We start from the raw sequence: 12,192 nt of genomic DNA on the forward strand, positions 1-12,192 counted from the left end.
GCAACGGTGTCTTTCACCTAGTCGGACCAAGCGGGGGTGGTGTGCACCTGCTAATGGCCTACTCGGCAGTCACCGGACAGGCCATTCGTCAGATCTGATGCCTAACGTCTTTGGTAAGCACACCGATTCAGGAAAGCTCGGGAGACGCCATGCCCAGACCACGTCGCCGACTGGCGAGCACCTGCGTCGGTACGGTCACCGCCGGACTGCTCGCGACCGGAGTCGCCCTCGCTGCGCCCGGAGAGGACCGGCCGGAGGGCTCCACCGCCTCCGACACCGCCATGGGCGCCTATCTCGACTACGGGCCGCGCGGGGTGGGACGGATCCCGTACCTGTCGCGCTGGCTGGGCGGCAGGGAGATCCGCGTCGGCCACACCTACCTCCCCGGCGACCAGTGGGCCGGCATCGAGGGCAGGGTCTCCTTCCTGGAGAGCTGGGCCGCATGGCGCCGGGCCGACGAGGACCGGATCTTCGTCCTCAACGTGCCCATGCAGGAGCGCAACGAGGACCGCGTGCCCGACCACCAGGTGGCCCGGCTGATCAGGGCGGGCGCCCAGGGCTACTACGACCGGCACTTCACGCGGCTCGCCGAGCGGCTGGTGTCGCTGGGCGTCCCGGACACGGTGATCGTCCTCGGCTGGGAGATGAACGGCGTCACCTACACCCACCGCTGCGGACCGGATCCGGAGAACTGGAAGAGGTACTGGAAGCGCGTCGTGAGGGCGATGCGCTCGGTGCCCGGGCAGGAGTTCAAGTTCGACTTCGCCCCGAACCGGGGCAAGGACGCGATCGGCTGGACCGAGTGCTACCCCGGCGACGACGTGGTGGACATCGTCGGCATGGACTCCTACGACCAGGGCCCCGGCCGGGACTTCGACGATCAGATCGTCCAGCCGTACGGGCTCCAGCAGCACGTCGACTTCGCGAAGGCACACGGCAAGCCGATCTCGTACCCGGAGTGGGGGCTGTTCCGGCGCGGGGACAATCCGGAGTACGTCCGGCGCATGCTGAAGTGGATCGAGCAGCAGAAACCGCTCTACCACACCATCACCGACTACTGCCCGCACGGCGTGTGGCAGTGCAAGGAGAACCCGCGGTCCACGAAGGTCTTCCGCGACGCGCTGCGGCCGGAGGTGCCCGGCCCGGTGGTCCCGACCCCGGTGGTGCCCACGCCGGTCTTCCCGACGCCCGTGTTCCCGACCCCCGTGGTCCCGACCCCCGTGGTGCCCACGCCGGCCGTTCCCACCCCGGTGGCCCCGACGCCGGATGTCCCGATCCCGACGCCCCAGATCCCGACGCCCCAGGTCCCGACACCCCAGGTCCCGACGCCCGAGATCCCCAGGCCCTCGCCGGCATCGCCGAGCCCCGAGGTCCCGCTCCCGACGCCGACGCCGAGCCCGCTGGTCCCGACGCCGGTCACCCCGAGCCCGGTCACCCCGAGCCCGGAGATCCCGGCGCCGGTCACTCCCAGCCCGCTCGTCCCGACGCCCCAGCCCACCCCGCCGAAGCCCCTGCCGCAGCCGCAGAACCCGCCGGTCAACAACCCCAAGCAGTGGTGCGTGCCGCTCAACTTCGGCGAGTGGCTCTCCGGCCTGGTCGGCAAGCAGTCGGTCTGTCTCAAGCTCGACTGGAGCAAGGAATCCGGCTACTGGCCCTTCTAGACGGGTCATCGAACCCGCAGTTCGTTGAGCCGCGCCCGCCAGTCCCTGGCGGCCGGCAGCGCCTCCCGCAGCGCGTCCACCGCCCGCTCGCGCCCCGTCAGCTGCGACTCGTGCAGTCGCAGCAGGGGCGCGAGCGCGCTGGTGGCCAGCAGGAACCGCTGGTTGACGACCGTCTCGGGCCGCCAGTGGTTCTTGTACGGCTCGTTGCCGCGCAGGAAGCTCACCACCGGGCGGCCCTCGGCGAGCGCCCGCCCCGCCTCGTAGCGCAGCAGCAGCGTCGCCACGTCCACCTTCCGCGCCCGCAGGTCCGGGTCGGCCCCGTACAGGTAGCCGCCGCTGAGTGCCGCCGACAGCAGGGTGAGGTTGGCCGCGACGACCTTCCCGTCCAGCCGGAATTCCGTCAGCCGGCCCTCCCCCGCCCGCACCATCCGCCGGGTGGCCCGGGTCAGGTGCTCGGCGAAGCGCGGCTTGAGGTGCTCGGGGGTCACCCCGCGGCCGCGCCACTGCTTCTCGTGGAGCCGCAGCAGGTTCCGTACGGCGCGCGGCACCTCGTGCTCGGCGACCTCGTGCTCCTCGATCCCGGCCGCGTCGGTCTTGCGGAGCTTGGCGCGCACGCGCTGGGCCCCGGAGGCCGGCATCCGCTTGACCAGCTCGTCGAACGGCAGCGTCGGCAACTCCATGCAGGTGGAGTCGGCGAGCCGGGCGCCGGCCCCGGGCCAGTGCTCGGCCAGCCGTTCGACGGCGGCCCCGGGGCGGACCTCCCGCAGGTCGACGACCGCGCCGCGGGCGGCCTTGTGCAGCCCGCGGGCCAGTGCCGGGAGTGCCTGATCGGCGTGCTCCGCGGCCACGAGCACGTCGAAGTAGTCGGTGATGGGGCCGCCGAGCGGCACCAGCAACGGCATCGGCCGGTGTACGAGCATCAGCGCGGCCGCGCCGACCAGCTCCTCGCCGCGCCGGACGAGGACGATCCGCAGCCGGCCGTCCTTCCCGTACGACAGCCACCAGGAGTGCAGCCAGGCGTGGCTCTGGAAGGGGGTGGCGGTGGGACAGGCGCGGACGAGCCGGTTCCACGGCTCCTCCAACGCGGCGAACTGCCGGGGGTCGCGGCACAGCGTCACCGACAGGGCCCCGGCGGAGCCCTGACTCATCGCACGGACTCCTTCTCCTTGGTCTCGGTGTGCTCACCCTGGGCGGGGAGCGAGGCGTACTCCTCGACCGCGGGTTCGACGACCGGCCCGGCCGCGGCCGTCGTGTCGGTCACGGCGACGCCCTCCGGCTCCTCGCGGCGCCGCGCGCGGCCCGGCCGGGCGAGCAGCCACAGCCCTCCCAGCAGCCCGCCGGCGCACATCCCGACGGCTCCGCTGATGGCCGCGGACGGGGAGGCGGGGTCGGTGGGGGCCACGGCCTGGTTGAAGAGGAGCAGTTGGACGCCGGTGTTCTTGGCGGCCTGGTTGCTGCTCAGGGACAGGGCGTCGGCTACCGCGTTCGCGATGTCGGCGGCCTCGGCGGGGCTCTTCGAGGTACCCGTGATGGCGATCATCGGGGACTCGGGCGAGGTCTCGGCCCGCACCTGGGTGCGCAGTGTGCGGGCGTCGATGCCCGCGCGGGGCTGGGCGTAGGCGAGGGTGGAGTTGCTGGTGGCGATGCGGGCGTACGCCTGCGCGAAACCGAGGGCGGTGGCCGGCTCGGTGGTGTCGTCGGGCACGGCGACGACGTAGCTGGTGGCGGCGTACTCCGGGGCCTTGAGCACTCCGTACGCCCCGCCCGCGGCCAGCCCCAGCAGGGCGCACGCGGGCAGCGGCCACCACGCGGGCAGCGAGAGCGCCCGTCGTCGCTGCTTCTTCTCCGAGCGGTGGTCCGGCTTCTTCTCGGTCTTCGCCGCGGTCTTCGCTGCGGTCTTCACGCCGGACTTGGGCGTGGACTTCGCCGGGGACTTCGCCTCGGACTTCTGCTGGTCGGCGGTATCGGCCATGAGCGTGCTCGCTTCCTGGAGGGAGGGGAGTGGGTTCGGGTCCCGGTCGGGACCCCTTCTGCGATGCGGATCAGCCACCGGCGCCCGGCACTTCCAGCCCGGCCGCCCCGGTGCGGCGGCCCCCGGGCAGCGCCCCCGGCAGCGGCGCGGCGCCCGCACGCGGACCCGCCGGGCCCGGGGCGGCCGAGAGGGCCAGGTCGTAGATGTCCAGCAGGTGCCGGGCGCTGCGGGCGATGTCGTAGCGGCGGACCACCGGCGGTGGCGGCAGCCGGCGCGCACCCGCCTCCATGTGGCCGCGCAGCGCCGCGACCAGTTCCTCGGTGCCGGTGCCGATGCGCCGGGCCCCGGGGGCCTGGGCGGTGGGCAGGTCGTCGATGGCGGGGCAGGTGACGTGCAGGACGGGCAGTCCGGCGGCCAGCGCCTCCACGACGGCGAGCCCGAAGGCCTCCTCGCGCGACGGGGAGACGAAGACGTCCATGGCGGCCAGCAGCGCCGGGATCCCGGGGGTGCGGCCGTCCGCGCCGTCGCCCAGCGGGTCCCGCTCCCCCAGCAGGTGGATCCGGCTCTGCGCGCCGAGCTCGGCGGCCAGCCGGCGCAGCCCCGCCCGCTCCGGTCCGTCCCCGGCGAGCAGCAGGTGCGCCCCCGGCAGCGCGGCCACGGCCCGTACGAGGACGTCGAAGCGCTTGCCCGGGACCAGCCGCCCGACCCCGCCGACCACGAAGGCCCGTTCGGGCAGTCCGGTCCGGGCCCGGGTGGCCCGCCGGACCCCTTCGTCGAAGCGGAAGCGGACGGCCTCGATCCCGTTGGGTACGACGTGGACCCGCGCGGCCGGCACCCCCCACGCCTCCAGCCGGGCGGCGACGGTGTCCGACACGGCCACGGTCGCCGCGCCCAGCCGCTCGCTGGCGAGGTACAGCGCCCGCACCCCGCCCGACAGCGGACGGCCCTCGATCTCGCCCTCGCCGAGGGAGTGCTCGGTGGCCACGGTCGCCCTGGTGCCCGCGATCCGGGCCGCGAGGCGCCCGTACACGCAGGCCCGGTACAGGTGCGTGTGCACGAGGTCGTACTGCCCGCGCCGGATGAACCGCACCAGCCGCGGCAGCGCCCCCAGGTCCCGGTTGCCGCGCATGCCCAGGTGCACGACCCGCACCCCGTCGGCGCGCAGCCCCTCGGCCACCGGCCCGGGGTTGGTCAGCGTGAGGACGTCGCACCGCATCGGCAGGTGCCGCAGCAGCAGCCGCAGCTGCTGTTCCGCGCCGCCGACCCCGAGCCCGGTGATGACGTGCAGAGCCTTGACGTTCTTCACCGGCGCACCGCCCGCCGCAGCTCGCGCACGCGGTGGCGCAGCTGCTTGACGCGCAGCCGCGCGCCGCCGTCGGCCTGGCTGACGTGCGTACGCGCCAGCGCGTGCGGGCCGGCGAGCCGTCCGGGGTCGATGGCGCAGGCGTAGCCGTATCCGGCGGCCCGGGTGGCGTCGACGACGCGGGCGTCGAGGTGCCCGTACGGGTAGCAGAACCCTTCGGGCAGGGTTCCGGTCAGCTCGCGCAGCAGGTCGCGGCTGCCCCGCAGTTCCTGCTGGAGCACGTCGTCGGCGGCCGCGGTGAGGTCCTGGTGGAGCAGCCCGTGCGAGCCGATCTCGTGCCCGGCGGCGGCCACCTCGCGGATGCCCTCGGCGGTGAGCAGGGACTTGCGCGGCCCCAGCGGGTCCCACACGTTGTCCACGCCGAGCCGCCCGGGCAGGACGAAGAGGGTGGAGGTGAAGTCGTAGCGGCGCAGCAGCGGCAGCGCCGCCTCCAGGAAGTCGGTGTAGCCGTCGTCGAAGGTCAGCCCGACCAGTCCGGCGCCCCGCCCGGCCGCGCGGGCCCGGAGCAGTTCACGGACCGACACCCCGCGCAGGCCGCGGGAGCGCAGCCACCGCAGCTGGGCCTCCAGGGCGCGCGGGGTGACGGTGATCCCGTACGGATCGTCGGCGGGGTCGGTGAACTCGGCGACCGAGTGGTACATCAGGACCCACGGCGAAGCGGTCCGGCGGGGGGGTTCCAGCACGGCGGGGGCCGTGTCGGTGTCAGCGGACATTGCGGAACCTCTGCGTGAGCTGGGAGATCTGACCGGGCAGGGCGGTGACTTCGAGGGCGCGTATGGCCATGCCGGTGGCCGCGAACATGGCGGGGACCAGCAGGCAGCCCAGGGCGGCGCTGAGCATCGGGTCGGGGATCATCGGGCCGGCGATCCAGCCGGTCACGCAGGCGGCGACGGCGGCCACCACGAGCCGTCCGATGCTGACGGCGACCTGGCGGACCTGGATGGCGATGATCCGGGAGCCGAGGCCGGTGAGCAGCAGGGCGGCGGTCGTGGTGATGCCCGCTGCGTTGGCGGCGGCGATCCCGTAGGTGCCCCACCAGCCGACGGCGAGGGCTCCGGCCACGATGTTGACGAGCAGTCCGGCACCCATCGCGAGCGCCGGGAACCAGGTGGGCCGGGCGGTCGAGAAGAAGGGCCGGGACAGCGCCCCGACGAGGCAGTGGCCGAGCAGTCCGAGTCCGTAGACCCGCATGACGGAGGCGGTGGCGAGGGTGTCCTGCCGGGTGAAGGCGCCGCGCTCGAAGAGGACCTGGATGATCTGGGGCGCGTACCCGATGACGAGCGCGGTCCCCATGAGCACGGCGAGCGAGGCCAGGGCGAGGTCCTGCTCGACGCGCCGCCGGGCCTTCTCGCGTTCGCCGCCGGCCATGGCCTGGGCGACGACGGGGAAGGTGACGGTGCAGATCATCAGGGAGAGCACCATCGGCATCTGCGCGACCTTCTGCGCGTAGTTCAGGTGCGAGATCGCGCCGGGCGGGAGCGAGGCGGCCAGGAACCTCTCGACCAGCACCTGCGACTGGCGGAAGACGGCGAAGAAGATCACGGGGGCGATGACCCCGAAGGCGATGAGGGTGGGGCGGTCGCGGTCGCGCTGGCTGCGCGGGGCGGTCCGCTTGGCGCGACGCGCACCGAAGCCCACGTTCCGGATGAAGGCGGGCAGTTGGACGAGCACCATCAGCAGCCCGCCGACGGCGACGCCCGCGGCGGCGGCCCGCACCCCCCACAGGCGGTGCAGGGCCAGCATGGTCCCGATGATGCCGACGTTGTACGAGACGTAGATCGCGGCGGGCGGCACGAAGGACCGGTGAGCCCGCAGCGCCGCGCTGAAGTAACCGGCGACTCCGAAGGAGAGCACGGTCAGGGCCGTCATACGGGTGCACTCGACGGCCAGGGCGGGATCGGGCAGGCCGGGCGCGAGCACCGCGACGACGGCCGGCGCGGCCACGACCAGCACGGAGGCGACGGCGGCCAGGAACACGGCGAGCCGCGGCAGGGTCGCCCCGACGAGCAGCCGTACGGGGTCCTGCGCGCGGGCCTGGCGGCGGGTGAGTCCGGCCCGGCTGGCGGCCCGCCGGGTCAGGGCGTAACTGAAGGCGGGCACCATCAGCAGCGCCATGGCGTCCTCGATGAGCAGCGTCGAGGCCATCTCGGGCACGGTCCAGGAGATGAGGAAGGCGTCGCTGTCGTGCCCGGCCCCGAAGAGGTGCGCGATGGTCTGGTCGCGCACCAGCCCGAACACCGCCCCGGCGGCGGTCAGTCCGGCGGTGACGGCGGCGGCCTTCGCCAGGAACCGCCCCAGCGGCGGGCCTCCACCGGAGCCGGGCCGGCTGCCGGGGCCGGCGGTCCCGCCCGCACGGTGCGCGGGACCGAGCTGGTCGGCGCAGGGGCTGGCGGCCCGCGCCGCCAGCCGCACACTGCGCTTTCCCGAGGCCCGGCCGGGATACCCGGCCGAGCCGAAGACGGCCTGCCGTACGGCGGGCGCACCGTCCTGGCGTGACTCCGCCGCGGCCCCGCCCCGCCCGGGCAGCGCCCCGGCGACGAACCCGGGATCCGCCGGAGCCGGCCCGCCGGAGCCTGCGGCCGAACGGGGCACGGCCCGGGGGGAGTCCCGGCCCGGCAGGACCCCAGCGGCGAACCCGGACCCGGCCGGGCCCCCGGGACCGGCGGGAACTGCGGCCGACCGGGCCGCCGAAGCGGCACGGAAACCGGGATCCGCCGCACCCGGCCCGCCCGGGGCGGCCATGCCTCCGGGCAGGTCCGGGCCCCTGGCGGCCCGCCCGGGCAGGGGGGCGCCCGGTGGACGGGCGGCGGCGCCGTGCTCCGGGACGCCGGAGAGGCGCGCCGGATTCGCGGCGCGGGCGAATCGCGCCGGGCCCGGGTCCGGGACGCCCGGGACGCGGGCGGGGCCCGCCCCGGCCGGGGGGCCGGCGGCGGGCCGCCAGGGCGTGGTGTCCGTCACCGGCGAGCCGCAACCCCGGGGGCCCTACCCCGTGAACCCGCACCGGAGGCGAGAGCGGTGCCCGCAGTAGCCCCGCGCAGCGCACCCGCACCGGAGGCGAAAGCCGAGTCCGGGGCCCGGCGCGGTGCACCCACACCGAGGGCGGAACCGGAACCGGAACCCGCGGCCCCCCGGGAGGGCAGCGCCCACCAGGCCGCCAAGCCAATGATCACGCCGGTGAGGACCGTGGACGGCCCCCCGATGTCCGCGTAGAGGAAGTCCGTCAGCTGCCACACGAACAGGCCGGTCGCGATCAGCCCGCAGTCCCGCACGCCCGCCGCGCCGGAGGCGAGCCGCCTCAGCCCCGCCACGAGCAGCGCCGCCCAGCCTCCCGCCAGCGCGGTCAGCCCGATCAGCCCCTGCTCGCTCAGGATCAGCAGGTACATGTTGTGCGGGGAGAGCAGCGGCTGGCGGATGTACGCCTGGCCCGCGCCCGCGGTGTCGCTGCCGGAGGACAGCCCCAGCGAGGCGTGCCCGTCACGGTGCGCGGGGAAGCCCTTGAGCCCCACCCCCACCGCGGGCCGCTCCCGCCACATCGACTCGGCGGCGGCCCACATCGTGTAGCGGTCGGTCACCGACTGGTCGGGCGCACTGGACACCTGGGTGATCGAGGTCAGCCGTTCCGCGACCATCTCGGAGCCGACCCCGAGCCCGCCCACCAGCACCATCCCGGCGGCGGCCAGCGCGGCGAGCACCGTCAGGGCCCGCCGGATCCCGGCCAGCACCATCACCAGCACCGCCGCGCCCACGGTCGCGATCCACGCGCCCCGGCTGAACGACAGCACCAGCGGCAGCACCAGCACCAGCGCGCAGCCCCCGGCGATCCGCCGGACCCGCCGCGGCAGCCCGGGCGCCAGCGCGGCGGCGGTCGCCACCACCAGCCCGTACGCCACCACCGTGGCCATGCCCATGACGTCACCGGGGCCGAAGGTGCCGACGGCCCGGATGTCCTCGCCCTGGTAGGAGGCCCCGGTGTGGGTGGCGTACTGCACCACGCCCACCGCGCCCTGCACCAGCGCCAGGACCACGAAGCACCCGGCGGCCAGCCGGAATTCCGCGGCGTCGCGCACCAGCAGCACCACCGCCGCCGGAACCAGCACGAAGACCTGGAGGTAGCGCACGAAGCCGGGCAGGGCCGCGTACGGGTCCCCGGCGGTCATCGTCGCGACCGCGAGGCCGACGCCCGGCGCCCCGAGGACGAGTACGCCGAGCGGGGTCAGTTCCCGCACCCGGCCGCGCAGCGCCTGCACCGCGCAGACCAACGCCAGCAGCAGCGAGGCGGCGTCGGCCGGGCCGACCTTCCCGGAGGTGGTCGCGTCCCCCGCCGGGAGCGGGGCGAGCAGGAGCAGCACGGTCGCGGCGAGCGGCAGCAGCGGCCAGTGCCGGCGCAGCAGCCGCGGCAGGCCGAGGCCGGGCCGGGCCCGGTACCCGGTGACGGCAAGGCTCATCAGCTGCCCCCCAGCCGGAAGCGGAAGAAGGAGGCCGCGGTGCGGGCGAGGATCCACAGGTCCTGCCACAGCGACCAGGTGTCGATGTAGTGGTTGTCGAAGCGGGCCCGGTCCTCGATGGAGGTGTCCCCGCGCAGGCCGTTGATCTGGGCGAGGCCGGTGATGCCGACGGGCATCCGGTGGCGGGCCTCGTAGCCGGGGTGGACGGTGGCGAACTTGGCGACGAAGAACGGCCGTTCGGGGCGGGGCCCGACCAGGCTCATGTCGCCGCGTACGACGTTCCACAGCTGCGGCAGCTCGTCCAGCGAGGACTTGCGCAGGAAGGAGCCGACCGGGCTCATCCGCCGGTCCCCCGCGACCGTCCAGCGGGTGGCGGCCTCGTGCTCGTCGGCGCGCAGGGTACGGAACTTCAACAGGGTGAAGGGGCGCCCGTAGAGCCCGACCCGCTCCTGCCGGAAGATCACCCCCGGCCCGTCCCCGAGCCGGACGGCCAGCGCGCAGGCGGCCATCACGGGCGCGGCGGCGATCAGCGCGAGCAGCGCGAGCGCGGCGTCGACGACCCGCTTGACCCCGCGCTCCAGCGGCCGGGCCGGACGGGGCAGCAGGGGCTGTACGGCGTACCCCCACAGCTGGTCGCCCGGGTTCGCGAGGCGCATGCCGGTGATCTTGGCGGTGCCGGCGGGGTCGGCGAGCCACAGCCGGCAGCCGTGGTCGTGGAAGAGCCGGACCAGGGCGGCGGTGCGCTCGTCGGCCTCCGGGGGGCGGGTGAACACCGCGTGCCCGACGGAGTTCTGGATGACCGCGCGCCGGATGTCCTCGTGGGTGGTGAGGAACGGCAGGGCGCCGGTGTCCCCTTCGCCCGGGAGGGCGCGGTCCATGACCGGGTCGGCGACCCCGACGGGACGCAGCCCGAACTCGGGGCGGCCGTGCAGGGCGGCGGCCACCGCGCTCGCCCCGGCGCCGGGGCCGACGACGAGCGTGGAGGCGGGCCTGCGGACGGCCGCACGACGGTGGAGCTGGTTGGCGAGACCGCGTCCCGCGCACGCCAGTACGGTCTGGAGGCAGACGGCGGTGAGCAGCGCGCTCCAGCCCAGGGCGTGGGGCCGGTCCACGGCGGCCACCACGGCGGCCGCCCCGCACCACAGGACGGCGGACCGCCCGGCGAGCACGGGCAGTTCCAGGAGCGCGGAGGGGGCGAGCCGCGGCCGGTACAGCCCTGCCTGCGCGTGCAGCGCGCCGAGCAGGACGGGGAGCAGGGCGGCGGCCGGCGCCGCCGCGGCGGGCAGGGCCGGTGCGGGCAGGGTCGCCACCGTGAGGACGGTGGCCAGCGCGTCGGCGGTGAGCAGCGGGAGCACCCGGCTGCGGCGACGCGTCCGCTGCGGGCGGACGGCGGACCGCGCCTGGTCCGCCCGGGGCCTGCGCGGGGGGTGGATGGCGGTCGCGGAGCGGCGGGCCCCCGCGTGGGGCGCGGGGGCGAAGGCGCTGCCGCCGGCGGGCCCCGTGCCGCCCTGCCCGGTGTGCCGGGCGGGTGCGCTGTCCATCGTCATCGGCTGATGCGCTCCTGGTTCAAGGGCCGGGGCCTGCCCAGCAGTTCGTGGTACAGGCCGGTGACCGCGTCCGTGGTCCGCCGCACGTCGAAGTCGGTCCGGGCGTGCTGCCGGGCCTGCTCCCCGAGTTCGGCGAGGAGCCGCGGTTCGGCGAGCAGCCGTCCCAGCGCCTTGGCCAGCGCCGTCGGATCCTCCGGCGGCACCAGGCACAGGCGTCCCTGGCCGGACGGCAGGCTCTCGCGGGCACCGCTGACGTCGGAGACCAGGACCGGACGGCCACAGGCCATTGCTTCGAGCGGGGCGAGCGCCATGCCTTCCCACCGCGACGGCAGTACAACGAGATCGGCGGCCCGAAGCCACGGTCGGATGTCGGCGGCGGCCCCCGCGAAGAACACTCCGGGCGGGGCCGTGCGGCGCAGCCGCTCGGCGTCGGGGCCGTCGCCGACGAGGGCGAGGCGGGCTCCGGGCACGGTGGCCTGCAGCTCGGGCCAGGCACGCAGCAGGACGTCCTGCCCCTTCTGGTGGCAGATCCGGCCCACGCACACGGCGAGCAGTGCGCCGTCCGCCGGAGTTCCCCGGAAGGCGGCGGGCAGTGACAGTTCGGCGCGCGCCCGGACCTTGTCGTGGTCGGCGTCGGGCGCGCCGGGGCGGAAGTGGTCCAGGTCCACGCCGTTGCGGATCACCGACCAGCGGGCGGTGATCCCCTCGCTCTCGCCCGCGCGGCGTTCGGCCTCGCTGACGCAGAGCACCCGGTCGGCCCAGCGGGCCCCGTACCGCTCCCAGCGCAGGGCGAGCGCGCCGGTGGCCCCGTCGACCGCGTCGAAGGACCAGGCGTGGGGCTGGAAGACGGTGGGTACGGCGCCGCGCGCGGCGAGCCGCCCGGCCAGCCCGGCCTTGGCGCTGTGGGCGTGCAGGAGGTCGGGCCGGACCCGGCGCAGCAGCGAGCGGGCGCCGAGGACCTCGGCGGGCAGCCCGGGTCCCGGGGAGCGGCCGGCCCGCCAGGTGAGCACCTCGGCCCCGGCCGCCCGTGCGGAGTCGGCGAGGGTGCCGCCCTTCGGGCAGCCGACGACGGTGCGGAAGCCCTCGACGGTCTGGGCGCGGACGAGGTCGGTGACGACCCTGGCCACGCCGCCGTCGACGGGTTGTACGAGGTGCAGGACGGTCGTGGGCTGTGCTGCCCGAGATTGTGTGGGCACGTGGAGTG

The 12,192-nt window shown here is 75.5% G+C and carries 9 protein-coding genes; 1 reads left to right on the forward strand and 8 read right to left on the reverse strand.

Annotation, left to right across the window (positions count from 1 at the left end; genetic code table 11):
• Positions 1-149 precede the first annotated feature (149 nt).
• A complete protein-coding gene (locus AC07DU_RS07200) occupies positions 150-1,661 on the forward strand; it encodes a glycoside hydrolase family 26 protein (protein WP_479110072.1) in 1,512 nt (503 codons plus the stop codon).
• A gap of 5 nt (positions 1,662-1,666) precedes the next feature.
• Here AC07DU_RS07200 and AC07DU_RS07205 read toward each other — a convergent pair whose 3' ends face one another.
• The 8 genes from AC07DU_RS07205 to AC07DU_RS07240 form a co-directional block, all read right to left on the reverse strand.
• The gene (locus AC07DU_RS07205; protein WP_479028581.1) at positions 1,667-2,809 is read right to left on the reverse strand and encodes a GNAT family N-acetyltransferase; all 1,143 of its coding nucleotides are present in this window, start codon (positions 2,807-2,809) and stop codon (positions 1,667-1,669) included.
• Positions 2,806-3,633, reverse strand: coding sequence for a YveK family protein (locus AC07DU_RS07210; RefSeq protein WP_479110074.1), 828 nt, complete (start codon positions 3,631-3,633; stop codon positions 2,806-2,808). The genes AC07DU_RS07205 and AC07DU_RS07210 overlap by 4 nt, the downstream gene beginning before the upstream one ends.
• 70 nt (positions 3,634-3,703) lie before the next feature.
• The gene (locus tag AC07DU_RS07215; protein ID WP_479110076.1) at positions 3,704-4,939 is read right to left on the reverse strand and encodes a glycosyltransferase; all 1,236 of its coding nucleotides are present in this window, start codon (positions 4,937-4,939) and stop codon (positions 3,704-3,706) included.
• Entirely contained in the window at positions 4,936-5,709 is a 774-nt protein-coding gene (locus AC07DU_RS07220) for a polysaccharide deacetylase family protein (protein ID WP_479110078.1), read from the reverse strand. The genes AC07DU_RS07215 and AC07DU_RS07220 overlap by 4 nt, the downstream gene beginning before the upstream one ends.
• On the reverse strand, positions 5,699-7,738 hold the full coding sequence (gene murJ, locus AC07DU_RS07225; RefSeq protein ID WP_479110427.1) for a murein biosynthesis integral membrane protein MurJ: 2,040 nt from the start codon (positions 7,736-7,738) through the stop codon (positions 5,699-5,701). The genes AC07DU_RS07220 and murJ overlap by 11 nt, the downstream gene beginning before the upstream one ends.
• A 212-nt stretch (positions 7,739-7,950) precedes the next feature.
• The gene (locus AC07DU_RS07230; RefSeq protein WP_479110080.1) at positions 7,951-9,441 is read right to left on the reverse strand and encodes an O-antigen ligase family protein; all 1,491 of its coding nucleotides are present in this window, start codon (positions 9,439-9,441) and stop codon (positions 7,951-7,953) included.
• Positions 9,441-10,988, reverse strand: coding sequence for an exopolysaccharide biosynthesis polyprenyl glycosylphosphotransferase (locus AC07DU_RS07235; RefSeq protein ID WP_479110082.1), 1,548 nt, complete (start codon positions 10,986-10,988; stop codon positions 9,441-9,443). The genes AC07DU_RS07230 and AC07DU_RS07235 overlap by 1 nt, the downstream gene beginning before the upstream one ends.
• Positions 10,985-12,184, reverse strand: coding sequence for a glycosyltransferase (locus tag AC07DU_RS07240; protein WP_479110084.1), 1,200 nt, complete (start codon positions 12,182-12,184; stop codon positions 10,985-10,987). Before AC07DU_RS07240 ends, AC07DU_RS07235 begins: the two co-directional genes overlap by 4 nt.
• Positions 12,185-12,192: the final 8 nt, after the last annotated feature.

It is taken from the genome of Streptomyces sp. NPDC045695 (assembly GCF_056432025.1).

Excerpts from the sequence above, each read along its gene's own strand:
- murJ (WP_479110427.1), bottom strand. The coding sequence starts at position 7,738 with ATGGCCGCCCCGGGCGGGCCGGGTGCGGCGGATCCCGGTTTCCGTGCC.
- AC07DU_RS07205 (WP_479028581.1), bottom strand. The coding sequence starts at position 2,809 with ATGAGTCAGGGCTCCGCCGGGGCCCTGTCGGTGACGCTGTGCCGCGAC.
- AC07DU_RS07210 (WP_479110074.1), bottom strand. The coding sequence starts at position 3,633 with ATGGCCGATACCGCCGACCAGCAGAAGTCCGAGGCGAAGTCCCCGGCG.
- AC07DU_RS07220 (WP_479110078.1), bottom strand. The coding sequence starts at position 5,709 with ATGTCCGCTGACACCGACACGGCCCCCGCCGTGCTGGAACCCCCCCGC.
- AC07DU_RS07200 (WP_479110072.1), top strand. The coding sequence starts at position 150 with ATGCCCAGACCACGTCGCCGACTGGCGAGCACCTGCGTCGGTACGGTC.
- AC07DU_RS07235 (WP_479110082.1), bottom strand. The coding sequence starts at position 10,988 with ATGACGATGGACAGCGCACCCGCCCGGCACACCGGGCAGGGCGGCACG.
- AC07DU_RS07230 (WP_479110080.1), bottom strand. The coding sequence starts at position 9,441 with ATGAGCCTTGCCGTCACCGGGTACCGGGCCCGGCCCGGCCTCGGCCTG.